Annotated in this window: 21 protein-coding genes; 6 read left to right on the top strand and 15 right to left on the bottom strand. The window is 70.8% G+C overall.

All coding sequences use genetic code 11. From position 1 onward, the window contains the following. Positions 1-120 precede the first annotated feature (120 nt). Positions 121-609, bottom strand: coding sequence for a DAK2 domain-containing protein (locus JNO44_RS43780; RefSeq protein ID WP_240167708.1), 489 nt, complete (start codon positions 607-609; stop codon positions 121-123). A 145-nt stretch (positions 610-754) separates the two neighbouring features. Between JNO44_RS43780 and JNO44_RS29590 the strand changes: the two genes are divergently transcribed. Further along, entirely contained in the window at positions 755-1,252 is a 498-nt protein-coding gene (locus tag JNO44_RS29590) for an MFS transporter (RefSeq protein ID WP_420882701.1), read from the top strand. A gap of 101 nt (positions 1,253-1,353) precedes the next feature. Here the strand turns inward: JNO44_RS29590 and JNO44_RS29585 are convergent, their stop codons facing one another. The 3 genes from JNO44_RS29585 to JNO44_RS29575 form a co-directional block, all read right to left on the bottom strand. Further along, complete coding sequence (locus JNO44_RS29585; RefSeq protein WP_073447655.1) at positions 1,354-1,566, bottom strand: acyl-CoA carboxylase epsilon subunit; 213 nt, start codon at positions 1,564-1,566, stop codon at positions 1,354-1,356. Between the two features lie 44 nt (positions 1,567-1,610). Continuing rightward, positions 1,611-3,194 carry an acyl-CoA carboxylase subunit beta gene (locus JNO44_RS29580; RefSeq protein ID WP_205366799.1) on the bottom strand — a complete coding sequence of 528 codons (1,584 nt, stop codon included), beginning with the start codon at positions 3,192-3,194 and terminating at the stop codon, positions 1,611-1,613. A 217-nt stretch (positions 3,195-3,411) separates the two neighbouring features. Further along, positions 3,412-5,847 carry a polysaccharide lyase 8 family protein gene (locus tag JNO44_RS29575; protein ID WP_205366798.1) on the bottom strand — a complete coding sequence of 812 codons (2,436 nt, stop codon included), beginning with the start codon at positions 5,845-5,847 and terminating at the stop codon, positions 3,412-3,414. Positions 5,848-6,104: 257 nt separating this feature from the next. Between JNO44_RS29575 and JNO44_RS29570 the strand changes: the two genes are divergently transcribed. From JNO44_RS29570 to JNO44_RS43770, 3 genes are all read left to right on the top strand, one after another. Then, complete coding sequence (locus tag JNO44_RS29570) at positions 6,105-6,728, top strand: YceI family protein (protein WP_205366797.1); 624 nt, start codon at positions 6,105-6,107, stop codon at positions 6,726-6,728. 220 nt (positions 6,729-6,948) lie between these two features. Beyond that, the gene (locus JNO44_RS43775; RefSeq protein WP_240167707.1) at positions 6,949-7,323 is read left to right on the top strand and encodes a hypothetical protein; all 375 of its coding nucleotides are present in this window, start codon (positions 6,949-6,951) and stop codon (positions 7,321-7,323) included. Positions 7,324-7,376: 53 nt separating this feature from the next. After that, the gene (locus JNO44_RS43770) at positions 7,377-7,937 is read left to right on the top strand and encodes a hypothetical protein (RefSeq protein ID WP_240167706.1); all 561 of its coding nucleotides are present in this window, start codon (positions 7,377-7,379) and stop codon (positions 7,935-7,937) included. Positions 7,938-8,003: 66 nt separating this feature from the next. On the opposite strand, the gene cimA is transcribed toward JNO44_RS43770, so the two are convergent. The 6 genes from cimA to ureA form a co-directional block, all read right to left on the bottom strand. Beyond that, the gene (cimA, locus tag JNO44_RS29560) at positions 8,004-9,614 is read right to left on the bottom strand and encodes a citramalate synthase (RefSeq protein ID WP_205366796.1); all 1,611 of its coding nucleotides are present in this window, start codon (positions 9,612-9,614) and stop codon (positions 8,004-8,006) included. A 280-nt stretch (positions 9,615-9,894) separates the two neighbouring features. Next, the gene (locus tag JNO44_RS29555) at positions 9,895-11,208 is read right to left on the bottom strand and encodes an MFS transporter (RefSeq protein ID WP_205366795.1); all 1,314 of its coding nucleotides are present in this window, start codon (positions 11,206-11,208) and stop codon (positions 9,895-9,897) included. Between the two features lie 163 nt (positions 11,209-11,371). Further along, a complete protein-coding gene (locus JNO44_RS29550) occupies positions 11,372-11,989 on the bottom strand; it encodes a TetR/AcrR family transcriptional regulator (RefSeq protein ID WP_205366794.1) in 618 nt (205 codons plus the stop codon). Positions 11,990-12,033: 44 nt separating this feature from the next. Beyond that, positions 12,034-13,074 carry an agmatine deiminase family protein gene (locus tag JNO44_RS29545; RefSeq protein ID WP_205366793.1) on the bottom strand — a complete coding sequence of 347 codons (1,041 nt, stop codon included), beginning with the start codon at positions 13,072-13,074 and terminating at the stop codon, positions 12,034-12,036. A 283-nt stretch (positions 13,075-13,357) separates the two neighbouring features. Continuing rightward, the gene (locus JNO44_RS29540) at positions 13,358-15,070 is read right to left on the bottom strand and encodes an urease subunit alpha (RefSeq protein ID WP_205366792.1); all 1,713 of its coding nucleotides are present in this window, start codon (positions 15,068-15,070) and stop codon (positions 13,358-13,360) included. Beyond that, positions 15,067-15,783 (bottom strand): urease subunit gamma, encoded by a 717-nt coding sequence (gene ureA / locus JNO44_RS29535; protein ID WP_205366791.1) that lies wholly within the window; start codon positions 15,781-15,783, stop codon positions 15,067-15,069. Before ureA ends, JNO44_RS29540 begins: the two co-directional genes overlap by 4 nt. Before the next feature lie 268 nt (positions 15,784-16,051). Here ureA and JNO44_RS29530 point away from each other — a divergent pair, with 268 nt between their 5' ends. Next, positions 16,052-17,494: a cytosine permease gene (locus JNO44_RS29530; protein WP_205366790.1), complete on the top strand. Its 1,443-nt coding sequence runs from the start codon at positions 16,052-16,054 to the stop codon at positions 17,492-17,494. Between the two features lie 100 nt (positions 17,495-17,594). Here JNO44_RS29530 and JNO44_RS29525 read toward each other — a convergent pair whose 3' ends face one another. Beyond that, positions 17,595-18,701: a branched-chain amino acid aminotransferase gene (locus JNO44_RS29525; protein WP_073447647.1), complete on the bottom strand. Its 1,107-nt coding sequence runs from the start codon at positions 18,699-18,701 to the stop codon at positions 17,595-17,597. Between the two features lie 397 nt (positions 18,702-19,098). Then, positions 19,099-20,139, bottom strand: coding sequence for a 3-isopropylmalate dehydrogenase (locus tag JNO44_RS29520; RefSeq protein WP_205366789.1), 1,041 nt, complete (start codon positions 20,137-20,139; stop codon positions 19,099-19,101). Positions 20,140-20,280: 141 nt separating this feature from the next. On the opposite strand from JNO44_RS29520, the gene JNO44_RS29515 reads away from it, so the two are divergent. After that, a complete protein-coding gene (locus JNO44_RS29515) occupies positions 20,281-21,894 on the top strand; it encodes a purple acid phosphatase family protein (protein ID WP_205366788.1) in 1,614 nt (537 codons plus the stop codon). Positions 21,895-21,967: 73 nt separating this feature from the next. On the opposite strand, the gene JNO44_RS44550 is transcribed toward JNO44_RS29515, so the two are convergent. The 3 genes from JNO44_RS44550 to JNO44_RS29505 form a co-directional block, all read right to left on the bottom strand. After that, the gene (locus JNO44_RS44550) at positions 21,968-22,099 is read right to left on the bottom strand and encodes a hypothetical protein (protein WP_099055687.1); all 132 of its coding nucleotides are present in this window, start codon (positions 22,097-22,099) and stop codon (positions 21,968-21,970) included. A gap of 365 nt (positions 22,100-22,464) precedes the next feature. Beyond that, positions 22,465-24,105 carry an L-glutamate gamma-semialdehyde dehydrogenase gene (gene pruA / locus JNO44_RS29510; RefSeq protein ID WP_073447644.1) on the bottom strand — a complete coding sequence of 547 codons (1,641 nt, stop codon included), beginning with the start codon at positions 24,103-24,105 and terminating at the stop codon, positions 22,465-22,467. A gap of 282 nt (positions 24,106-24,387) precedes the next feature. Further along, positions 24,388-25,314, bottom strand: a complete 927-nt coding sequence (locus JNO44_RS29505) for a proline dehydrogenase family protein (protein WP_205366787.1) — start codon at positions 25,312-25,314, stop codon at positions 24,388-24,390. Between the last annotated feature and the right edge of the window lie 167 nt (positions 25,315-25,481).

Here is a 25,481-nt window from a genome sequence, read left to right as displayed (position 1 = left end):
CTGCCAGGTGCGGGGGCCTTCGCATGCGTGTCGTGACTGGCGGCCGGCAGTCAGCGGTCAGCGGTCAGCGGTCAGCGGTCAGCGGTCAGCGGTCAGCGGTCAGCGGTCAGCGGTCAGCGGTCAGCGCAGGGTTCCGCCGATCGCGGTCAGGAGCAGCGCGAGGGAGACCGCGCCGGCGTCCGGGTGGCCGTGGCCGAGCACTCCCATGCGGGCCGCGCGGCCGCGGGCCGGGGTGAGGCGGGCGGTGTCCGCGGCGGCCCGGGTGGCGGCCTCCGCCGCGGTCCGCCACGCCGTGGGCAGGCCGTCGGCGGCGCGGGCGCGCAGCTCCCGCCGGAACGGGTCCAGGGCGTCCAGCAGGGTCTTCTCCCCCACCTCGGCGCCGCCGAGTTCGCCGACGGCCCGCTGGGCGGCGTCCGCCGCGTCGGCATGCAGCGCCGCCGTCACGGGCAGTCCCCCGTCGGGGGGTGTGTCGTCCCGTAGGGGTTGCGGAGCGGCGTCCCGTACGGGTCCGTCCCCGCCCGGCGTACCGGTGGGCGGGCCGGCGGGCACGACCGCCCGCGCGCCGGGCTGCGCATCAGTCCGCGCGTCGATCTGCGCGTCGGTCCGCACGTTGGGCTGCCCATCGGCCGGCGCGTCGGGCCGTGCGTCAGATGCCGTTGCCGCGGCAGGTGTTACGGCCTGCGCGGCTTCGGCTACCCGCTCTTCGCGTTCGGCTTCCTGGTCTGGGTCACCGCCGTCGCGCCGGCGGTGACGGATGGGCACCGCGGTCGGCTGGTTCTACGTCGCGTTCACTGGCGGCCTGCCCACCCTCGGCTCGGTCGTCGCCGGCGCCACCAACCCGTGGTGCGGCCCGTTCGGCACCCTCTGGATCGCCCTCGGGATCATCGTCCTGGGCGGCGCCTGCTGCCTGTTCGGGGGCGCGAGCGCACCGGTTTCGCCCGGCTCGCGCCGCCCGGGGTCGCCGTCGGCTGCCTCGTCCGTGTCATCAACACCGCGCCGGAGCCCGGACAACAAGGGCGGCGCGATGGCGCTGCTCAACCTGGGCGCGGGGGGTGCGGCGTTCGTCGGGCCGGCGATCGTCGCTGTCTTCCTCGGACCGCTGGGGCCCGGCGGGGTGGTCGTCGTCTTCGCCGGGTTGTACGTCGTGGCGGCGGGGTTGACGTGGTGGTTGACGGTGCCGGGGGAAGCGGGGACGCCCGCGGCGGCCGAGGTGCCCGCGGGTTCCACCGAGGTGGTGGCGGCGCGGAGTTGAGGATTCCGCCGGGCCCGGCGGTGCCGGTGCGGATACGCCGAGGCGGCGGCCCCCACACCTCGGGTGGGAGCCGCCGCCTCGGCGCGAACGTTCGTACCGGGTCAGCGCTGCCAGCTGGTGGCGCCGTGGAAGCCCATCTGGCGCTCCAGTCGGCGCCAGCGGGCGGCGGTGGAGCGCGGGCCGGTGGTGGCCGAGGGGCGGTGGGCGGCGCGGGCCAGGAGGACGGCGGTCAGGGCGGCGAGTTCCTCCTCGCTGGCCTGACCCTTCTCGACGCGGATGGGAGCGGCGGCGGCACTGCGCTGGGCAGCATTCACAGCGGTCTCGATTCTCCGTGGACGGATGAGGGGGTGGCGGTGGACTACTGCGGCGGGTTGCCGTGCTTGCGGGCCGGGAGGTCCGCGTGCTTGGTGCGCAGCATTTCCAGGGCGCGGATGAGGGTGTGGCGGGTCTCGGCGGGGTCGATGACGTCGTCGACCAGGCCGCGCTCGGCCGCGTAGTAGGGGTGCATCAGCTCGGACTTGTACTCCTTGACCATGCGGGTGCGCATGGCGTCGGAGTCGTCGGCCTCGGCGATCTGCTTGCGGAAGATGACGTTGGCGGCGCCCTCGGCGCCCATCACGGCGATCTCGTTGGTGGGCCAGGCATACGTCAGGTCGGCACCGATGGACTGGGAGTCCATGACGATGTAGGCGCCGCCGTACGCCTTGCGCAGCACGATGGAGATGCGCGGCACGGTGGCGTTGCAGTACGCGTAGAGCAGCTTGGCGCCGTGCCGGATGATGCCGCCGTGCTCCTGGTCGACGCCGGGCAGGAAGCCGGGGACGTCCAGCAGCGTGACGAGCGGGATGTTGAACGCGTCGCACATCTGGACGAAGCGGGCGGCCTTCTCGGACGCCTCGATGTCCAGGACGCCGGCCAGCGACTGCGGCTGGTTGGCGATGATGCCCACCACCCGGCCGTCGAAGCGGCTCAGCGCGCAGATGATGTTGGTGGCCCAGCGCTCGTGGATCTCCAGGTACTCGCCGTCGTCGACGATCTCCTCGATGACCTTGCGCATGTCATAGGGGCGGTTGCCGTCGGCCGGGACGAGGTCCAGCAGCGCGTCCCCGGAGCGGTCGGCGGGGTCCTCGCAGGCCACCACCGGCGGGTTCTCCCGGTTGTTGGCCGGCAGCAGGGAGAGCAGGTAGCGGACCTCTTCGAGGCAGGTGACCTCGTCGTCGTAGGCGAAGTGCGCCACCCCGGAGGTCTCGGCGTGCACGTCCGCACCGCCCAGGCCGTTCTGGGTGATCTCCTCACCGGTCACCGCACGGACCACGTCGGGGCCGGTGATGAACATCTGCGAGGTGTCCCGGACCATGAACACGAAGTCGGTCAGGGCCGGCGAGTAGGCCGCGCCACCGGCGCACGGGCCGAGCATGACGCTTATCTGCGGGATGACGCCGGACGCCTTGGTGTTGCGCTGGAAGATCCCGCCGTACCCGGCCAGCGCCGAGACGCCCTCCTGGATGCGGGCACCGGCGCCGTCGTTGAGGGAGACCAGGGGGGCACCGGCCTGGATGGCCATGTCCATGATCTTGTGGATCTTCGTGGCGTGGGCCTCACCCAGCGCGCCGCCGAAGATCCGGAAGTCGTGTGCGTAGACGAAGACGGTCCGGCCGTGGACCGTGCCCCAACCCGTGATCACACCGTCCGTGTACGGCTTCTTGGCCTCCAGGCCGAAGCCGGTGGCGCGGTGCCGACGCAGCGGCTCGACCTCGTTGAAGGAACCCTCGTCCAGCAGCAGGTCGATCCGCTCGCGCGCCGTCAGCTTGCCCTTGGCACGCTGCGCTTCGGTGGCTCGCTCGCTGGGGCCTCGCCGCACCTGCTCACGGATCGCGTGCAGTTCGGCGACGCGCCCGCGGGCATCGTTGGCGCCGGCGGGCACATCTTCGACAGTGGTCATGTATCGACGGTACGTGGGCGAGGCCCCCTACACCGATGTCGGTTTCGTACAACGTCGGACGCGATTTCGTGGGCAGGCAGTACAGAACCCCGCTGTCCGAGGCCCGAGGACCGAGCTGTGGCGGGGTGGACGCGGTGTCCAGCGTCTGTACGGTGCCGACAAACGCCAGCCGGGTGATGTTGTGCCCGGTCGATGGTTTGACGCGGCCCGCGAGCGGTCAGTGCAGCAGCACCGTGCAGGTGTGGGTGGCACAGGCGGTGCCGGGCGTCAACCGCAACCGCAGGGTGTCGCCGGTGCCCCGCACCTCGACGGAAGGGTCGTGCCGGAGGACCGCGCGGACCGGCCGGGACCAGGTGATCCGGAGGGGATCGCCGGTGCGGGTGGGGGCGGCGGCGCACAGGGTGGCGGTGCGGCCGGTCCGGCCGGGGGCGCGCCGTTCCCGGATCAGCACGCTGGCGGGGCCGTCGGCGGCGAGCGGGCCTGCGGTGTCGGCCCGCCAGAAGTTGGCGGCGGTTACGCCGAGCGGGTCCACGGCGATCGCCTGGCGGTCGGGATCGTTGGCGAGGACGGTCAGCCAGTGCCGGTCGGCGGCGCGGGCGGCCAGGGCGCTCCGGGTGGCGCCGGGCATCAGGAGGTAGGCGTAGCCGGCGTCGGTGGGGTCGGTGCCGTGGTCGTGCCAGAGCGTGAGGTAGCGGCGGGTGTACGGGTCGGTGGTGGAGGTGGTGTTGATGTCGGACCAGCGACCGGTGCGGTCCTCGCGCAGGACGTGGAGGCGGGCGCCACCGGGCGATCCGGGAAAGACCCAGCCGCCGTGGCCCGCGAGGTGGGCCCAGTGGGCGCGGGGCAGGACGGTGGTGCGGCCGAGGGCGGTGGGCCGGCGGACGCCGTCGACGGTGAGGGCGGCGGTGCCCCGCTCCCCCAGGTTGCGGTTGTCGACGACGGTCTCGGCGGGGACGCCGTCGCGGGCGGTGATGCCGGCGCCGAGGCAGACCACGCAGTCGGCGAGGGCGAACCAGGATTTGCGGGCGGTGAGGGTGGAGGCCAGGCCGCGCAGGTCCTGGCCAAGGGCGGCGTAGCTGCCGTCGGTGGTGCCGCCGACCCAGCGGGCGGCGGGTTTGGGCTCGCCCCAGCCGCCGCCCTCGTTGTCGGCGAGCTGCTTGGTGGAGACGGTGGTGCCGGGGAGCCGGTAGGGGTCGACGGTGGGCCAGAAGGCGTCGGTGTACTGGTCGCCGGCCCGGCCCGCGGGCCACCAGTAGAGCATTCCGGAGCCGGTGTGCCAGCCGTGCCGGTTCTCGCCGTTGCCGTTCTCGTAGTGGGTGACGCGGTCGGAGGCCATGGCCAGGCCGGCTGTCCAGCCGGGGCGGCGGTGCACGGCGCGGTCCATGGCGGGAAAGAGGCGGTGGCCGACGGGTTCGGGGGCGGCGGGGGCGAGGCCGGCGTCGACGGCGGCGAGACGGGCGAGGTCGGCGACGGCGTACTGGCGGTCGGTGAGGATCGGCAGGGTGCGGTCGCGGGCGATCCAGCCCTTGATCATGGCGTGCCAGCGGTCGCGTTCGGCGGGGGCGGCGGCGTCGGCGAGCAGGGCGATGGCGGCGATCAGGGCGTGGCCGTGGCGGTGGTCGCTGTGCAGGAGGTGCCGTTCGTCGGCGCGCAGGTAACCGCGGCTGATGGCGCGCCCGTTGACGCTGTCCATGACCAGGCCGTCGTGGAGCAGCGGGGCGTAGGCGTGCTCGACGCTGTCGAGGATGATCTGCCGGTTGGGGTCGGTGACCTCCCAGGTGGAGCCGCGCAGCAGGGTGAAGAGGCGCCCCAGGCCGTCGAGGAGGACCGCGCCGTAGGTGCCGGAGTAGGCGACCCAGGTGTGCTGGACGAACGAACCGTCGGCGTGGAGGCCGTCGCCCTGGGTGGCGTAGGGGAAGACCGGGGAGAGGGCGTCGCGGGCCAGGGCGATCTTGGCGGGGGCGCGGCCGAGGACGCCGCGGAGGGCGACGACCCGGCAGAGGTCGACGCGGTTGGCGCCGGTGCTGGTGCCGGTGTAGGCGCCGAGCGCGCGGTCGGGGACGAAGTGGTCGACGGCGGCGAGGCAGCGGGTGCGGAGGGCGTCGCCGGCGCCGTCGGGGAGGTGCTCGTCGAGGACGGCGAGGGTGTCGAGCAGGAGTCTGGGGGTGCCGATCTGCCATTCCCACCAGTTGCCGTAGGGGGCGGTGGCGGGGTGGTAGACGGTGCGGTCGAGGTGGTCCAGGCCGGTGCGGACGGCGGTGGCGAGGTCGGGGTCGTCGGTGCGGCCGGTGCCGGGCTGCGCCCAGGCCAGCGCCATGGTGGCGAGGCGGCTGTAGCTGCGGGTGATGCCGGACGGCGGGTCGTAGGGGCTGTCCGGCCAGAGGGAGTCGGCGGCCGGACGCATGGTGCGGTGGAAGGTGCCGGCCAGGTCGCCGGTCTCCTGGAGTGCGGTGGCGTAGGGGGCGGCGGCGGGGTCGTAGCCGGTGCCGAGGGTGAGGTCGCACCAGCGGCGGCGGAGGGTGGTGTACGGGTCGGCGGGGGCGGCGGACGCCGGTGCGGCGGCGGTGCCGAGCGCGAGGGTCAGTGCGCCGGCACCGGAGGCGGCCAGGAAGCCGCGGCGCGACCAGGCGGACGGGGTGGCTGCGGGCGACATGGTCGCTCCTCTCCGTGGTGTCAACTGGGGTGTGGCGCTGCGCACTTGGGAGTTCCCGATGGTCTAGCACGGGGCCGCGCGGGGCGGCAATGACCGCGCGCCGGGGGCGCGAGTGCCACCCGTTCGAAGGAATCCCGGACCGGAACGGTTGAAAGTTGAACGAGATGCCGCTACGGTGAATCTCGTTGAACGTTAAACAATGCCGTCCGTTCGACCGCCGAGGCCCCCGCCCGCGCCCCGCCCCCCGAGGAGAAGTCATGTCCCTGTTCCGCAAGCGCACCGCCGCCCCCACCGCCGCTCCCGCTCCCGCCGCTGCCGCCGTGCTGGACGCAGACCCCGCGCTGGCCGCCCTGACCGGCGACTACACCATCGACCCGGCCCACAGCAGCATCGGCTTCACCGTCCGGCACGCCATGGTCACCAACGTCCGCGGCTCCTTCGGCGAGCACGAGGGCGTGCTGAAGCTGGACGGCGGCAACCCGGCCGCGTCCACCGCGCACATCGACGTCAAGATCGCCAGCATCGACACCGGTATCGCCGACCGCGACGGCCACCTCAAGAGCGCCGACTTCTTCGACGCCGAGCAGTTCCCCCTGATGACCTTCCGCTCCAACGCGGTCGAGCAGCTCGACAGCGAGACGTACCGCGTCACCGGCGACCTGACGATCAAGGACGTCACCCGCCCGCTCGCCATCGACTTGGAGTTCAACGGCGCCGCCACCGACGTCTACGGCGCCCAGCGCGTCGGCTTCGAGGGCAGCGCCGAGATCCTCCGCTCCCAGTGGGGCCTGACCTGGAACGCGGCCCTGGAGACCGGCGGCGTCATGGTCAGCGACAAGGTCAAGCTGACCTTCGACATCTCGGCGGTCAAGGCCGCCTGACACCCGGCAACGGCTATGCGAAGGGCCCCGGCAACACACGCCGCCGGGGCCCTCGCCGCTTTCCCGCTCGCGACGGAACGTTCCGGCAGCAAACCTCACGTGTTTCCTGGCGTTTGCACCTCGCCACGTTTCTCGGCTCAGCAATCTGGCACGGTTCACAGAACCACTGAGGGGCGGAACTCACGTGCGCGCACTGCGTGTTGGGCACATCAAGGATTCCTTGACGGAGGACTACTCCAACCTCATCGATCTGAACGACTATGCAGGCAGGCCGGAAAGGCAACGGCAACCAGCTTTTCTCAGTCGCGCCCTTGCTTCGCGCGCGGCTCAAGGCTTTACGGGCATTTCAGCCGAAGAAGCCGCGAAGGCAGTCGTTGATGGCTTTCACGACAACGGGATCGATGCGCTGGCGATCGACGGTGTGAATCGACGCCTAGTCTTGGTGCAGTCCAAGTGGGACCCTTCCGGCGACACCGGGCTCTCCCAAGGGGATGCCTTGAAGGTCCGAAGCGGGTGCAGCGATCTTTTCAACATGCGGTTTGATCGATTTTCTCCGGCACTCCAAGCACGCCAGGCTGAAATCTCTGCAGCGTAGAGAGTCGAGACTTCGTCGCACTAGATCGACAACAGGGGCGGCTTCGCCGCGACATGCCGCTTTCCCTGCGGAAGCAATATTCGGTCAAGCGAGGAGAGAATCCACCTGCAGAAACCGACGGGTGCACGGTCGAAGATGCACTGGTAGCGCTCGCGTGCGCCCACAACAATCCGCACTATTCCGTAATGGCGAAAAGCGCCGTTGGCCGGCTCTCCGAGAACACCGCGAGGGCCCCGTACGTCAACCTGTTCAACGGAGGAACTACCGCTCATCGCGTCTGGCGTTGCGTTCAAGTGATGCGCTCCGTAGAGAACGATCTGGCGAAACGTCGCAAAAATCTACTGGACCGAGAGTTCGCAGTCGCCACACACGGAAACCGGCTGATCCTGCAGCTGGTCTTCAATCAGCTGAACCTGACTGCGGTCAATGACCCAGAATATAACTGGGAAGCCGAGCTGACCAGTATTCACAAAATCACAGGACAGACCCTCATGGCCCTTATTGCCGAAATCAAGGAATCGTACCCGAACAATTACCTGGCCCCACTGTTCAAAAACACCACCAAGTGCCGAGACCTGGCAAATAAGATCGAGGCCAGGTTGTCCTCCAGCTGACCGGTACGGCCGGGCCGGGCAGTGGAACGTTCCTCGCACTGCCCGGCCGAGCGCGCCGGTCTACCGCTACGCCTGCGGCGCGACCCCCGCGCGCAGCAGGCCGTAGGCGTAGGCGTCGTCCAGTGCCTGCCAGGAGGCGGCGATGACGTTCTCGGCGACGCCGACCGTGGACCACTCGCCGCGGCCGTCGCTGGTGGAGACCAGGACCCGGGTGATCGAGCCGGTGCCCAGGGCGCCCTCAAGGATGCGGACCTTGTAGTCCACAAGCTCCATCGAGGCCAGCTGGGGGTAGATCCGCTCCAGGGCCACCCGCAGCGCGCGGTCCAGTGCGTTGACCGGGCCGTTGCCCTCGGCGGTGGCCACGATCCGCTCGCCCTTGGCCCAGAGCTTCACGGTCGCCTCGTTGGCGTGGGTGCCGTCGGGGCGGTCCTCGACGATGGCGCGCCAGGACTCGACGGTGAAGTAGCGCAGCGCCTTGCCGTCCACCTCCGCGCGCAGCAGCAGTTCGAAGCTGGCGTCGGCGGCCTCGTAGGTGTAGCCGGCCAGCTCCCGTTCCTTGACCCGCTCGACGACCCGGCCGACCAGTTCCCGGTCGCCGCCCAGGTCGATGCCGAGCTCCTTGCCCTTGAGCTCGATCGAGGCCCGGCCGGCCATGTCGGAGACCAGCATCCGCATGGTGTTGCCGACGAGCGCCGGGTCCATGTGCTGGTAGAGGTCCGGGTCCACCTTGATCGCGGAGGCGTGCAGCCCGGCCTTGTGGGCGAACGCGGAGACCCCGACGTAGGGCTGGTGGGTGGAGGGGGTGAGGTTGACGACCTCGGCGATGGCGTGCGAGATGCGGGTGGTCTCGGCGAGCTTGCCGGCCGGCAGGACCTGTCGGCCGTACTTGAGTTCCAGGGCGGCGACGACCGGGAAGAGGTTGGAGTTGCCGACCCGTTCGCCGTAGCCGTTGGCGGTGCACTGGACGTGGGTGGCGCCGGCGTCCACGGCGGCCAGGGTGTTGGCGACCGCGCAGCCGGTGTCGTCCTGGGCGTGGATGCCGAGCCGGGCGCCGGTGTCGGCGAGGACGGTGCGGACCACCGCGGTCACCTGTGCCGGCAGCATCCCGCCGTTGGTGTCGCAGAGCACCACGACGTCGGCACCGGCGTCACTGGCAGTGCGCACGACCTCCTTGGCGTAGGTCGGGTCCAGTGCGTAGCCGTCGAAGAAGTGCTCGCAGTCGAGGAAGACGCGGCGGCCGTGGGCGCGCAGGTGGGCGATGGTGTCCCGGACCATCGCGAGGTTCTCCTCGGGCGTGGTGCGCAGGGCCAGTTCGACGTGGCGGACGTGGGACTTGGCGACCAGCGTGATGACCGGGGCGCCGGACTCCAGGAGCGCGGCGACCTGGGGGTCGTCCTCGACGCGGACGCCGGCCTTGCGGGTGGCGCCGAAGGCGACCAGTTGGGCGTGCCGGAAGTCGATCTCCGCGCGGGCGCGCTGGAAGAACTCGGTGTCCCGTGGGTTGGCGCCGGGCCAGCCGCCCTCGATGAAGCCGACGCCGTAGTCGTCCAGGTGGCGGGCGATGGTCAGCTTGTCGGCGACGGTCAGGTTGATGCCCTCGCGCTGTGCGCCGTCGCGCAGCGTGGTGTCGAATACGTGGAAGGCGTCGGGAACGGCGGCTTCGGGAACGTCCGTCATGCTGGTCTGGCTCCTGTCGGGTCTCGGTCTACCGGAATGACCGGTTCCACCGTCCCTCCATGTTCCCTCGCGCTCCGCCTCCGACGAGCAGGTGGGCCGGAAACGAAAAAACCTCTCGCGGGTGCGAGAGGTCTGCGCGCGGGTCTGGGACGACGATGGCCGCGCCGTACTCGGGTCGTACGGGCGGTCACTGCGGACCGGCGCGCCTGCTGCCAATAATCATGGCGAACGAGAGCACGGGGGCAGTCTGGCACATGACCGCCCCCGCCGTTGCTCCGTCTCAGGATGCGAGCACCCGCTCGCCGGTGCCGTCGCCGGTCTCCTTGCCGACCCGGTGCAGGTCGATCGTCCGGGTCTCCCGCATCGTCAGGTAGACGACCAGCGAGACCGCCGCGCAGCCGGAGACGTACCAGTAATAGCCGGACTCGATACCGCCGTTCTTGAACCACAGGGCGACGTACTCGGCCGTGCCGCCGAACAGGGCGTTGGCGATGGCGTACGGCAGGGCGACGCCCAGCGCGCGGATGCCGGTGGGGAACAGCTCGGCCTTCACGCAGGCGTTGATCGAGGTGTAGCCGGTGACCACGACCAGGGCCAGCAGCGACAGGCCCAGGGCCGGCCAGAAGGAGCCGGCGTGCTTGAGCAGCGTCATGATCGGCACGGTCAGGAAGGTCGAGCCGACGGCGAAGGTGATCAGCAGCGGGCGGCGGCCGATCCGGTCGGACAGCCTGCCGGCCAGCGGCTGGAGGCACATGAAGAGGAACAGTGCGCAGAAGCTCACCAGGGAGGCGGTGGGCTTGGACAGTCCGGCGGTGCCGGAGAGGTACTTGGTGAGGTAGGTGGTGTACGTGTAGTACGCCACCGTGCCGCCCATGGTGAGCGCGATGACCAGGAACGCCTCGCGCTTGTGGGCCCACAGCGCCTTCATGGTGCCGCGGTCGGGGTCGGTCCGGGTGTCGTCCTCGGCGTAGACGTCGGTCTCCAGCATGTTGCGGCGCAGGTAGAAGACGATGCCCGCGCCGAGCGCGCCGACGATGAACGGGATCCGCCAGGCCCAGCTGTGCAGTGCCTGCTCGGACATGCTGCGCTGGAGGACGATCTGCAGTGCCAGGCCCAGCAGTTGGCCGGCGGTCATCGACACGTACTGGAAGCTGGAGGCGAAGCCGCGGCGTTCGGGTGCGGACGCCTCGGTGAGGTAGGTGGCGCTGGCCGCGTACTCGCCGCCGACCGACAGGCCCTGCAGCATGCGGGCGACGAGCAGGACGGCGATGCCGCCGTAGCCGGCGACGGCGTAGGTCGGGGCGACGGCGATCAGGACGGCCGAGGCGGACATCAGGGACACGGTCAGGGTGAGCGCGGCCTTGCGGCCCCGGCGGTCACCGACCCGGCCGAGCAGCCAGCCGCCGACCGGGCGCATGAAGAAGCCGACGGCGAAGATCCCCATGGTGTTCATGAGGTTGGCGGTGTCGTTCCCCTTGGGGAAGAACGCGTCGGCGAAGTACACCGCGAAACTGGCGTAGACGAACCAGTCGAACCACTCGACCATGTTGCCGGCCGAGCCGACCCAGATCTTCTTCCATTGCTCTCGTCCCATAGCCGATCACGGTCGCCGAGAGCGGGCCCGTCGGCAAGGGTCGGGGCGGCAACGATCACGCGTACTTGCGTGCGTTGCGGTCACGGCCGTGGGGGGGGGTGGGCGGCGGGTGGGGTCCGCGGGGGCCGGTGCGGTGGGGTCCGCGGGGCCGGTGCGGTGGTCGTCAGTCCGCGGTCGGGGTGAGCGATTCGTCCAGGAAGCGGCGGACCTCGTCGCGCACCTGGTCGCGGTCGGTGCCGGGGAGGCCGACGACGAGGTGGGTGCCGAAGCCGTCGAGCAGGGCCCGGGTGCGGGTGGCGAAGCGCTCCGCGTCGACGGGCCGGAACTCGCCCTTGGAGGCGCCCTCGACGAGCAGGGCGACGAGGTCGCGGTGCCAGGCCAGCTCCAGGTCGAGCTGGCGTTCGCGGGTCTCTTCGTCGGCGTTCTGGGAGCGGACCCAGACCTCCAGCCACAGCGTCCAGCGCGGGTCGCGGTGGCCTTCGGGGAGGTAGAGGTCGATCAGGGCGTCCAGTCGCTCCCGGGCGGAGACCCGGCGGGCGAGGGCGGCCCGGCGCTCGGCGCCGAGCTGCTCCTCGCTCCACTGGAGGGTCTGGAGCAGCAGTTCGTCCTTGGTGCCGAAGTAGTAGAGGATGTGGCCGCTGCTCATGCCGACCTCGCGGCCCAGTCCGGCCATGGTGAGCCGGTCCAGTCCCTCGGCGGCGATGGTGGCCATCGCCGCGGCCAGCACCTGTTCGCGCGGCTGGCTGAGCCGCCGTCGGGGGCGGCGTACGGGACCGGACACGGTGACCTCCGGGGTCGGGTCGGGCTGGGTCGTTCAGGGGTGCATCAGACCTTCGGCTGCTGCTGGGTGATGCAGTGGATACCGCCACCCGCTGCGAAGATCGTACGGGCGTCCACCAGGGTGACGGTGCGCGCGGGGAACAGCCGGCGGAAGATCGCGGCCGCCTCCTCGTCGCGCGGGTCGTCGAAGGCGCACAGCACGATGCCGTCGTTGCACTGCAGGTGGTTGATGTAGGAGTAGTCGACCAGTTCGCCGTCCGCCTCGATGACGGTGGGGGCCGGGATCTCCACGACCTCCAGCTGGCGGCCCCTGGCGTCGGTGGACGCGCGCAGCACCTTGACGATCTCGTTGCAGATGGCGTGGTCGGGGTGGTCGGGGTCGGGCTGGGTGTGGACCATCACCACGCCGGGGCGGGCGAAGGCGGCGACGATGTCCACGTGGCCGCGGGTGCCGAACTGACCGTAGTCGGCGTACAGGCCGCGCGGCAGCCAGATCGCCTTGGTGGTGCCGAGGTGGGCGTGGATCTCGGCCTCGACCTCTTCCTTGGTGCGGCCGGGGTTGCGGCCGGGGTCGAGCTGCACGGTGTCGGTGAGCAGCACGGTGCCCTCGCCGTCGACGTGGATGCCGCCGCCCTCGTTGACCAGGGAGGTGGCGTAGCGGCGGGCCCCGGCGAGGCCGGCGACCTGTTCGGCTATCTTCGCGTCGCGGTCCCAGGCGGCCCATTCCTGGGCGCCCCAGCCGTTGAACACCCAGTCCACGGCGGCCAGTTCGCCCTGGTCGTTGGTGAGGAAGGTGGGGCCGATGTCGCGCATCCAGGCGTCGTCGAGGGGGCGCTCGACGAGTTCGACGTCCTCGCCGAGCAGGGCGCGGGCGCCGTCCAGCTGGCCGGGGCCGGCGACCACGGTGACCGGCTCGTACTGCCGTACCGCGCGGGCGACCGCGGCCCAGGCGCGGCGGGCCTCGGCGAGCGTCTCGTCGCCCTCCGCGCCGAAGGTGAAGTTGGGGCCGGGCCAGGCCATCCAGGTGCGCTCGTGCGGGGCCCACTCGGGGGGCATGCGGAAGCCGTCGGCGGCGGGCGTGTTCATACGGGGTCCTCGGTCCTCGGGGTGCGCGCGGGGTCGCGGAGCGGAAGGAAGGGCGGGGTGGGCGCCGCACCGGTCGCGTCTGTAACGGTGTTACGGAGCGGGGGGGGTGCGGCGGCCCGGCCGTCGTCGGACGGATCTTCGTCGGAGGGATCTTCGCCAGCGAGCATCTCGCCGGAGGGGTCTCGTCAGAGGGGTCTCGTCAGAGGGGTCTCGTCAGAGGGGTCTCGCCGGAGGGGTCTCGTCAGAGGGGTCTCGTCAGAGGGGTCTCGTCAGAGGGGTCTCGTCAGAGGAAATAGAGCCTGGACAGTGAGACGGTGTCGGCCGGTTCGGAGCGCATCGGGTCGCCGTCGAGGGTGACCAGTCCGCTGCGTTCGTCGACCTGGACGTCGCCGACCCGGGCGTTGTGGATCAGGTTGCGGGGGCCGATACCGCGGGTGCCGCGGACGGCGACCCGGCGTCGGCGGGTGGGCATTCCGTCGTTGCCCTGCGCGAGCGCGGCGCCGGCGACGAAGGCCACCGAGATCTCCGCCGGGGTCGCGCCGTGCGCCCCGAACTGCGGGCCGAGCACGAGCGGTTCGCAGGTGTCGGTGGCGGCGTTGGGGTCGCCGGTGACGCCGTAGGCGGGGAAGCCGGATTTGAGGACGAGTTGGGGTTTGGCGCCGAAGTACTGGGGTTTCCACAGCACGATGTCGGCCATCTTGCCGACTTCGATGGATCCGATCTCGTGGGAGAGGCCGTGGGCGATGGCGGGGTTGATGGTGAGTTTGGCGATGTAGCGCAGTACCCGGGCGTTGTCGTCGTGGGCGCCGTCGCCGGCCTGTCCGTCGCGGGGAAGCAGGGGCCCGAGTTCGGCCTTCATCTTGCCGGCCATGGCGAAGGTGCGGCGGACGGTCTCGCCGGCCCGGCCCATGCCCTGGGCGTCGGAGGAGGTGATGCCGATCGCCCCGAGGTCGTGCAGCACGTCCTCGGCGCCCATGGTGCCGGCACGGATACGGTCCCGAGCCATGGCCGCGTCACCAGGCAGATCGGTCTTCAGATCGTGCACCGAGACGATCATGCCGTAGTGCTCGGCGACCGCATCCCGACCGAAGGGCAGGGTGGGGTTGGTCGAGGAACCGATGACGTTGGGGACACCGGCCATCTTCAACACGTTGGGGACATGCCCACCACCACAACCCTCGATATGGAAGGCATGGATGGTCCGGCCGTCCAGCACACGCAAGGTGTCCTCGACGGTCAGGCACTCGTTGAGACCGTCACTGTGCAGCGCGACCTGCACGTCGTACTCCTCGGCGACCCGCAACGCGGTGTCCAACGCCCGCGCATGCGCACCCATGTCCTCGTGCACCTTAAAACCCAGCGCACCCCCCTCGACCAGCGCCTCGACCAGCGGGGCCTGACCGGAGGACGAACCACGGCCCAGGAAACCGATGTTGACCGGCCAGGCATCGAAGGCATTGAACGCATGCCCCAACGCCCAGGGCGAGTTGACACCGACACCCCACACCGGCCCGAACTCCTGACCGATGATGGTCGTCACACCGGAAGCCAACGACGCCTCCATCACCCGCGGCGAGAGCAGATGGACATGGGTGTCCACCGCGCCCGCGGTGGCGATCATGCCCTCGCCCGAGACGATGGACGTGCCGGTACCGACCACCACCTCCACCCCATCGAGGGTGTCGGGGTTCCCGGCCCGCCCAATGGCGTGGATACGGCCCTCGCGGATACCAATGGAGGTCTTGCGGATGCCCTGGATCGCATCGATGACCAGCACATTGCTGATCACCACATCGCACGTCTCCCGCACCGAGGCGGCCTTGAGATGCAGACCGTCACGGGCAGTCTTGCCAAAACCCGCCAGGAACTCCTCACCGGGCTTTTGCGCATCGGACTCGACCCGGACCACCAACCCACAGTCACCAAGGACAACCCGGTCCCCGGCCCGCGGACCATGCACCGACGCGTACTCATAAGGGTCAATGCTCCCGGTCATCCCTGCTCCTCAGCTCCCAGGTAGCCACAGGCGACAGCCCGCCGCAGCGCTTCGGCCCGAGCCCCCGGCGCATCGAGCGGCCCGTCGACCAGACCGGCGAACCCGATCGCGATCCGGGCACCACCGATCGGCACCAGACCGACCTCCACGGACCCACCGGGATCGAACCGCACCGACGAACCGGCCGGCACACACAACCGCATCCCATACGCAGCGGCACGATCGAACGCCAACCGCGGATTCGCCTCGAAGAAGTGAAAGTGCGAGGTGACACTGATCGGCACGCTCGCGGTGTTCCGCACCTCGATCACCACCGCGGGCTCGGGCTCCGGATCAGCCGGACCCGGCAACACCGCCCCCGGCGCCAGCACCACCCCACCACCGCCACCGCCGACGGGCTCGACCGGCCCGACACCGATCGGATCCGTGACCACCGCAAGCCGGGAACCGTCATCAAAAACGGCCTCCACATGCACCTCGGTCACCACATCCGCCACCCCCGGCAGCACATCCTCAGGCCCCAACGCACTACGCGCCGCCTCAATGGCCTCAGCGAGGCGACGCCCGTCCCGCGCCGCCTCGCAGACTGTGTCCGCGATCAACGCGGTCGCCTCGGGAACATTCAGCTTCAGGCCGCGAGCCCGACGCGCCCGCGCCAGCTCGGCCGCGCCGAACAGCAACAACCGGTCGCGCTCCGTGGGGGTGAGCCGCATCCTGTCACTTCCTCCCGCTCGAATTGAGCATCACTCTAACTTGGAATTCATCATTCCGAAACCATTGACCTAGGCAGGACGGGTGCTTCATATTGAGCGTCGCTCTAGAACATGGCTCGAACTGATCGTTTTTAGAGCATCACTCAAATGATCTCGCAGCAGCGAGCACCCGCTTCGCAGGCACTGCCGAACGAAGCCCTTGTCCACGACGGAGCACCGCGCCCAGCACCGCTTCTCACACCTGTTCCGGCCTCTCAGGGGAGCCCTCATGCCGATAGAACAACGCGGAGTCGACACCATCCCGGACGAGGAGCGCACCAGTAGCCCTCGCGACCTCGTCTCCATCCTGCTCGGCTCGAACCTCGCACTCGGCGTTGTGATCTTCGGCTGGTTGCCGGTCTCCTTCGGCCTCGGCTTCTGGGGCTCGGTCACCTCCCTCGCGGCCGGCACCCTGGTCGGCGCGCTGCTGACCGCGCCGCTCGCCCTGGTCTCGCTGCGCAGCGCGACCAACCTCTCCACCAGCAGCGGCGCCTTCTTCGGCGTCCGCGGCCGGCTCATCGGCTCGGTGATCGGCCTGCTGCTCTCGCTCGGCTACACCGCACTGACGCTCTGGGTCGGCGGGGACGCCATGGTCGGCTGCCTCCACCGCCTGGTCGGCCTGCCCGCCGACGGGGCGGCGTACACGGTCGTCTACGCGGTGCTGGCCGCCGCCACCGCCATCGGCGCGGTCTACGGCTACAAGGTGCTGCTGCGGCTGAGCAAGGTGCTCTCGATCGGCCTGACGATCCTGCTGGTGATCGGCGTCTTCGCCTTCGCGCACCACTTCACCACCGCCCCGATCCCCGGCGTCCACTACGCCCTGGGCGGCTACTGGCAGACCTGGCTGCTCTCCGCGGTCTCGGCCGGCCTGAGCGGCCCGATCGCCTTCATCACCCTGCTCGGCGACTACAGCCGCTACATCTCCCCCCGCCGCCACAGCTCCAGGGCGGTCTTCGGCGCCACCTACCTGGGCCTGGTCCTCGGTCTGCTGGTGCCGCAGCTGTTCGGGACGTTCAGCGCGCTCGCGGTCGGCGCCGGCTCGGACTACGCCGGCCCGCTGGTCGCCGGCGCGCCCCTGTGGTACCTGATCTTCCTGCTGCTCAACGCCTCGGCCGGCTCCGCAGGCAACTCCGGTCTGATGCTCTACAGCATGGGCCTGGACCTGGACGCGATCCTGCCGCGCGCCACCCGCACCCAGGCCACCTATGTCGTCGCCGCGGTCTCCACCGCGCTGGTCTACGTCGGCCACTTCCTGTGGGACGCGCAGAACGCGATGACCTCCTTCGTGCTGCTGATGACCGCCATCGGCACTCCGTGGGCGGTCATCACCGTGATCGGCTTCGTCCGCTGCCGCGGCGTCTACGACCCGGACTCGCTCCAGGTCTACAACCGCGGCACGATCGGCGGCGTGTACTGGTTCAAGGCCGGCTGGAACGTCCAGGCCACCGTCGCCTGGGCGCTGGGCTCCGCGGTCGGCCTGCTGGGCGTGGGCTCCCCCTACGAGGGCCCGCTGCTGAAGTACACCGGCGGGATCGACATGAGCTTCCTGCTCGCCGCCGCCACCGCCGCCGTGGTCTACCTGGCCCTGGTCGCCCGGCAGCCGCGCCCGGTCCCGCCGCTGCGCGCGGCCGACGGCCCCGCCGCGCAGGAGACGCCGGTGGAGGTCGGCTGAGCCGCCGCCCCCGAAGGGCGGGACGGCCGAGGCCGCCCCGGCGTCCTGCCGGGGCGGCCTCGGTCGTGCGTACGGGCGGGCCCGCGGGGCACCGCTCTACTCAGCCGATGCGGTGCATCCAGCCGTGCTCGTCGGCGGTCACCCCGCGCTGGATGTCCAGCAGCGCCTCGCGCAGCTTCAGCGTGACCTTGCCCGGCTCGCCGCCGGACTGGGTCCACTCGGCGCCCTCGCGCTTGACCGTGCCGACCGGGGTGATCACGGCGGCCGTGCCGCAGGCGAAGACCTCGGTGAGCGTGCCGGCCGCGGAGTCGTTCTGCCACTGGTCGATGGAGATCCGCCCCTCCTCGGACTCGAAGCCCAGGTCGCGGGCGACGGAGAGCAGGGAGTCGCGGGTGACGCCGGGGAGCAGCGAGCCGGTCAGCTGCGGGGTGACGATCACTGGCTTCTCGTTGTCCGCGGCGCCGTAGACGAAGTAGAGGTTCATCCCGCCGAGCTCCTCGACCCAGGTGTGCTCCACCGCGTCGAGGTAGGCGACCTGGTCGCAGCCGCGGGCCGCGGCCTCGGCCTGGGCCAGCAGCGAGGCGGCGTAGTTGCCGCCGGTCTTGGCGTCGCCCATGCCGCCGGGGACGGCCCGGACCCGGTCCTCGGACAGCCAGATGGAGACCGGCTTGACGCCGCCGGGGAAGTACGCGCCGGCCGGCGAGGCGATGACGACGAAGAGGTACTCGTTGGCGGGCTTGACGCCCAGCCCCACCTCGGTGGCGATCATGAACGGCCGCAGGTAGAGCGACTCCTCGCCGCCGTGCGCGGGCACCCAGTCCTTGTCCTGCTGGACCAGCAGGTCGCATGCCTCGACGAAGGTCTCGACCGGCAGCTCCGGCATGGCCAGTCGGCGGGCGGACGCCTGGAAGCGGCGGGCGTTGGCGTCCGGACGGAAGGTGGCGACGCTGCCGTCGGGCTGGCGGTACGCCTTGAGGCCCTCGAAGATCTCCTGTGCGTAGTGCAGGACGTTGGTCGCCGGGTCGAGGGCGAGCGGACCGTACGGCACGAGTTGCCCGTCGTGCCAGCCGCGGCCCTCGGTCCACTTGATCGTCACCATGTGGTCGGTGAAGTGGCGGCCGAAGCCGGGGGCCGCCAGGATCTGCTCCCGCTCCGCCGCGGGCAGCGGGTGCGAGGAAGGCTTGAGCTCGATCGTGGGCGTCGTCATGTATCCGTGTCCTTCACTGCGTGGTCCGATGCCTGCATTGCCGGAGGGTCTCTCCCCGCGCGAGCCGGGGAAGGGGCACCGGCCCGGCCCTCGGGCCGGGGAGGGTCCCCGCTCGCGGCACCGGTGCGGTTGGGAGCGGCCGCGCGCACTGCGGGTGGCTCGGTCGTACCGGTCGTTACTGGGACGTCCGAGTTTCCCGCCGGACGGCGGCCCCTCGTCCGATTATCGCTCGTGGGCGTCCGCCGCCGGAACCGGCGTGCGCCCGCGTCAGATGGTGGCACCCGACCCGCCGGTAGCACAGGGGGGCCGGGGCACGGGGCGGGAGCGGGGCCCATGCGGACAGCGCCGGGCCCTGGTCGGCCCGGCGCTGAGGTGGTGCTGCGTGGTGCGTCGGGCGTCAGCCCGCTACGCGTGCCGCGAGCGCGTCGCCGATCTCGTCGGTGGTGCGTGGCGCGTCGCCGCGGGCCTCCAGGTCGGCGGCGACCTCCGTCTCGATGCGGGCGGCCTGCTCCTCGTGGCCGAGGTGGCGCAGCAGCAGCGCGACGGAGAGGATCGTGGCGGTCGGGTCGGCCTTGCCGGTGCCCGCGATGTCCGGCGCGGAGCCGTGCACCGGCTCGAACATCGAGGGGAACGCTCCGGTGGGGTTGATGTTGCCGGAGGCGGCCAGGCCGATGCCGCCGGTGACCGCGGCGGCGAGGTCGGTGAGGATGTCGCCGAAGAGGTTGTCGGTGACGATCACGTCGAACCGCTCGGGCTGGGTGACGAGGAAGATCGTCGCCGCGTCGACGTGCAGGTAGTCGGTGGTGACCTCGGGGTACTCCTGGCCGACCTTGTCGAAGATGTTCTTCCACATGTGGCCGGCGTAGACCAGCACGTTGTTCTTGTGGACCAGGGTCAGCTTCTTGCGCGGGCGGGCGTTGGCGCGCTCGTAGGCGTCCCGGACCACCCGCTCCACGCCGTAGGCGGTGTTCACGCTGACCTCGGTGGCGACCTCGGCCGGGGTGCCGGTGCGCAGGCTGCCGCCGTTGCCGGTGTAGGGGCCCTCGGTGCCCTCGCGGACGACGACGAAGTCGATGTCGGGGCGGCCCGCCAGCGGGGTGGCGGTGTTCGGGAAGAGCTTCGAGGGGCGCAGGTTGACGAAGTGGTCGAAGGCGAAGCGGAGTTTGAGCAGCAGTCCGCGCTCCAGGACGCCGGACGGCACCGTCGGGTCGCCGATCGCGCCGAGCAGGATCGCGTCGTGCTCCTTGAGCGACGCGAGCTCCTCGTCCGGCAGGGTCTCGCCGGTGCGGTGCCAGCGCTTGGCCCCGAGGTCGTATTCCTTGGTTTCCAGCTTGACGTCCTCGGGGAGGACCGCGGTCAGGACCTTGAGGCCCTGCGCCACGACTTCCTGGCCGATTCCGTCACCGGGGATCACTGCGAGGCGAATGCTGCGAGACATGCCTGGACCCTACTCCTCGTCCCAATGATTGACACGCATCGTCCGGCATGCGGACATGGCCGCCGGGCGCTCGACCGCCGGCCATCCCCCGTTCACCCCGGCGCCCCGAGCCCGTAGGCGCGAACTGCCAGATTCGGCCACATGACTGCATACCCCCGGCGGGAGCGCCCCCTGCCCTCGCACACGCCCCGCGTCGGCATACCGGAGCAGCTCGCGGCCCGGATGACCATGCCCGAGCAGCACGAGTACCTCCGCACCAAGCTGACCCGCCGGGGGCTGCTGCGCAGCTCCGCGGTCACCGCCGGTATGGTCGCCGGCGCCGGCCTGTTGGCCGCCCCGGCCGCGCAGGCCGCCGGGCCGACGCTGCTGTCCGCCCCCGCCACCACTGCCGTCGACGGCCACCTGGTGGCCCCGTTCGGCCGGCACCTCGCCTTCGGCGCCGACCCGCGGACCCAGATGCGGGTCGGCTGGCAGGTGCCCTTCGCGGTCAAGCGGCCCTATCTGCGGGTCGGCCTGAAGCCGTGGGACCTGGGTCGCAAGGTCCCGGCCGAGGTGCGCCACCTGCACACCCCGGCGCTGACCGCCAAGCTCCCGGCGGTCGACCAGTACTACCTGCACGCGGCCCTCGACGGCCTGCGGCCGGGGACCACGTACTACTACGGCGTCGGCCACGACGGCTTCGACCCGGCCGACCCGCGTCACTTCTCCACCGTCGGCACCTTCCGCACCGCTCCGGCGCGCGCCGAGAGCTTCGTCTTCACCGCCTTCGGCGACCAGGGCGTCAGCTACCACGCGCTCGCCAACGACCAGTTGATCCTGGGCCAGAACCCGTCCTTCCACCTGCACGCGGGCGACATCTGCTACGCCGACCCGGACGGCCAGGGCTCCGAGCACGACACCTACGACGCCCGGGCCTGGGACCAGTTCCTCGCCCAGACCGAGACGGTGGCGAAGTCGGTGCCGTGGATGGTGACCACCGGCAACCACGACATGGAGGCGTGGTACTCCCCCAACGGCTACGGCGGCCAGTCCGCCCGCTGGTCGCTGCCGGCCAACGGCCCGGACCCGGAGCGGGCCCCCGGCGTCTACTCCTTCACCTACGGCAACGTCGCCGTCGTCGCCCTGGACGCCAACGACGTCTCCTACGAGATCCCGGCCAACGCGGGCTACACGCAGGGCCGGCAGACCCGCTGGCTGGACCGCCGACTGGGTGAGCTGCGGGCCACCGCGGGCATCGACTTCCTCGTCGTCTTCTTCCACCACTGCGCGTTCTCCACCACCAACTCGCACGCCTCGGAGGGCGGGGTCCGCGACGCCTGGCTGCCGCTGTTCGAGAAGCACCAGGTGGACCTGGTGGTCAACGGGCACAACCACGTCTACGAGCGCACCGACGCCATCAAGGGCGGCCGGGTGTCGAAGAAGGTGCCGATCGGCGAGACCGTGGACGCCGCGCACGAGGGCATCGTCTATGTGACGGCCGGCGGCGCCGGGAAGTCCCTCTACGACTTCCCCGTGCCGGACAGCTACGAGGGTCATGTGAAGGACCTGGACCATGTGGACACCTACCACTGGACCAAGGGCCAGGCGAAGGCCAAGGAGACCGTCGAGTGGTCCCGGGTCCGCTACACGGGCTATTCGTTCATCGCCGTCGAGGTCACCCCGGGCAGCCGTCCGCGGATGAAGGTCACCGCCCTCGCGGAGTCCGGGGAGCGCGTCGACCACTTCGAGGTCACCCGCTCCCGCCGCCGCGGCTGACCCGTACCACCGCGCCGGGGGCGCTCGGGACCATGTCCCGGGCGCCCTCGGCGCATGTGCGGGTCAAGCGGGCTCAGTGACCGCTGGCGCCGCCGTTGTCGCGGCGGTCGAGTGCGCGCTGGAGGGCGGCCGCGGCGTTGCGGCGGTCGGCGTCGTTGGTCTGACGGGAGGAGTGACGGGTCCTGCGGACGGTGGTGTCGGCCATGATGCGCGTCTCCCATGCCAAAGCCCCGAGAACGGAAAGCGGGGTGTGTCGAAGATGAGGGGTCGGTGGTGCGAGAACGGCCGGAGGGGCGGGGGCCTGAAGCGCCGCAGGGGTCACCTGCGCGGGCGCGTCGGGCCGCATCCGCATTCGCTGGATGCAGCGATACGTTCGGCTCCTACAAAGCTAGGACAGCCGGGCCGTGATGTCTGCACAATTACTTGGGCTTCCTACTATTTGAGACGGCGATCACGCGCGGGGCGGTCCGGGCGCGGTCCGGGGCGCTTCCTGGGCTGGTTCGACGGTGCCACGACGGCCGCGGCCCGGCACCCCCAAGGGGTACCGGGCCGCGGGTGTGCGAGGGGGCGTCAGCCCATGTGCGGGTAGCGGTAGTCGGTCGGCGGGACCAGGGTCTCCTTGATGGAGCGGGTGGAGGTCCAGCGCATCAGGTTCTGCTTGGCGCCGGCCTTGTCGTTGGTGCCGGAGGCGCGCCCGCCGCCGAACGGCTGCTGGCCGACCACAGCGCCGGTGGGCTTGTCGTTGATGTAGAAGTTGCCGGCCGCGAAGCGCAGCTTCTCGCACGTGGTGGCGGCCGCGGCGCGGTCCTGGGCGATGACGGCGCCGGTCAGGCCGTAGGCCGAGGCGGACTCCATCTGGTCGAGCATGGCCTCGTAGCCGCCCTCGACCGTGTCGTCGTAGACGTAGACGCCGAGGATCGGGCCGAAGTACTCGTCCTTGAAGATCTCGTTCTCCGGGTCGGTGGAGACCAGGACCGTCGGGCGGACGAAGTAGCCGACGCTGTCGTCGTAGGTGCCGCCGGCCACGACCTCGACGGTCGGGTCGGCCTTGGCGCGGTCGATCGCCGCCTTGTTCTTGGCGAACGAGCGCTCGTCGATGACGGCACCCATGAAGTGCGCCAGATCGGTGACGTCGCCCATGGTCAGGGCGTCGACCTCGGCGGCGAACTCCTCCTTGAAGCCGGCGTTCCACAGCGACGCCGGGACGTAGGCGCGGGAGGCCGCGGAGCACTTCTGGCCCTGGAACTCGAAGGCGCCGCGGGTCATGGCGGTCTTCAGCACCGCCCGGTCCGCCGACGGGTGGGCGACGATGAAGTCCTTGCCGCCGGTCTCGCCGACCAGCCGCGGGTAGGTCCGGTACTTCTCGATGTTGGTGCCGACGGTCTTCCAGAGGTACTGGAAGGTCCGGGTCGAGCCGGTGAAGTGGATGCCGGCCAGGTCGGGGTGGGTCAGGGCCACCTCGGAGACGTCCTTGCCGTCGCCGGTGACGAGGTTGATGACACCGGCCGGCAGGCCGGCCTCCTCCAGCAGGCGCATCAGCAGCACCGCGGCGAGGGTCTGCGTCGGGGACGGCTTCCAGACCACCACGTTGCCCATGAGGGCGGGGGCGGTGGGGAGGTTGCCGGCGATCGCGGTGAAGTTGAAGGGCGTGATCGCGTAGACGAAGCCCTCCAGGGGGCGGTGGTCCGAGCGGTTCCACACGCCGGGGGCGTTCACCGGGGGCTGCTCGGCCAGGATCTGGCGCGCGAAGTGGACGTTGAAGCGCCAGAAGTCGACCAGTTCGCAGGGGGTGTCGATCTCGGCCTGCTGGGCGGTCTTGGACTGGCCGAGCATGGTGGCGGCGGCCATCGTCTCGCGCCAGGGGCCGGCCAGCAGGTCGGCGGCCTTGAGGATGATCGCGGCGCGGTCGTCGAAGGACATCGCGCGCCAGGCGGGAGCGGCGGCCAGCGCGGCGTCGACCGCGTCCTGGGCGTCCTGGACGGTGGCGTTGGCGTAGGTGCCCAGGCGGGCGGAGTGGTGGTGCGGCTGTACGACGTCGAAGCGCTCGCCGCCGCCCATCCGCTGCTTGCCGCCGATGGTCATGGGCAGCTCGATGGGGTTGCCGGCCAGCTCCTTGAGCTTGGCCTCCAGACGGAATCGCTCCGGGCTGCCCGGGGCGTAGCTGTGCACCGGCTCGTTCACCGGCACGGGGACCTGGGTCACAGCGTCCATGGTGGCCGTGTCTCCTTACGCTTGCGATCGTCACGCTCGTGATCGTCGGTAGGCGATCACTGCGTTGTCGTATGTCGGTGTGTTGTCGTACGTCGGTGTACGTCGGTCATGCCGAGGCCGCTGCCACGGCGGGTGGCCGGCTACCGGTGGCGCCGTCCAGGGAGGATCCTCCTGTCCAGGATCTACCCATACGGCATCAAAAGAGACGGTAAACCCCGTCCCAAATGAGCCGGTCAGCGGGGTGCCCGCGGCGGGCTTCCGCCGCGGACGCTCCCGGTTCCGTCAGCCGCGGGTGGCGAGCGACCTCAGGAAGAACGCGAGGTTGGCCGGGCGCTCGGCGAGGCGGCGCATGAAGTAGCCGTACCAGTCCGTCCCGTAGGGGATGTAGACCCGCATCCGATGGCCCTCCTCCACCAGCCGCTGCTGTTCCGCCTCGCGGATGCCGAACAGCATCTGGAACTCGTAGTCCGCGGGCTTGCGGCCGTTGCGGTGCGCCAGCTCCTGGGCGATGGCGACCATCCGCGGGTCGTGGGACCCGATCATCGGGTAGCCCTGCCCGGCCATCAGGATCTTCAGGCAGCGCACGTAGGCCCGGTCGACTTCCCGCTTGTCCTGGAACGCGACCGTCGCGGGCTCCTTGTAGGCGCCCTTGACCAGCCGCACCCGGGAGCCTTCCCCGGCCAGGTCCCGGCAGTCGTCCTCGGTGCGGAAGAGATACGACTGGAGCACTGCGCCCGTCTGGGGGAAGCGCTCGCGCAGCGTGCCGAGGATCGCGAGGGTGGAGTCGACGGTGGTGTGGTCCTCCATGTCCAGCGTCACGGTCGTGCCGGCTTCGGCGGCGGCCTCGACCACGGGGGTGACGTTGCGCAGCGCGAGGTCGTGCCCGCCGGGCAGCGCCTGCCCGAAGGCGGAGAGCTTGACCGACATCTCGGCCCTGGTACCTAGTCCCAGTTCCTTGAGCGCCGCGGCCAGCTGGAGGTAGGCGTCGCGGTTGCGCAGTGCCTCGGCCGGGTCGGTGATGTCCTCGCCGAGGTGGTCGAGGGTGACCTCCATGCCGCGGGCGGCCAGATTCCGTACTGCCGTCATCGACTCGTCCAGGCGCTCGCCGGCGACGAACCGGTCGACCACCGGTCGGGTGACCGGAGCGGCCGCGACGACGCGGCGGATGCTGTCGCTGCGCGCGGCGGCGAGGAGCACGGGACCCAGCATGGGGCACCTCCACGATTCAGGATGACAAATGCCGGCGGGCGCCGATCGGGCGGTCGCGGCGGCAAGATGAGCCACCTGAAATTTAAGGATCTCGCCACTTTCCGGCCATCGACAGCTGTCACGCCTTCGTGGCCGGCATCTCAGACAGATGTATGAGAATGGGAGGC

The organism is Streptomyces noursei (assembly GCF_016917755.1).
In the GTDB taxonomy this organism is placed as follows: Bacteria; Actinomycetota; Actinomycetes; order Streptomycetales; family Streptomycetaceae; genus Streptomyces; species Streptomyces yunnanensis.
The sequence above is the reverse complement of the archived record's forward strand: the minus strand, read 5'-3'. Positions and strand labels throughout refer to the sequence as shown.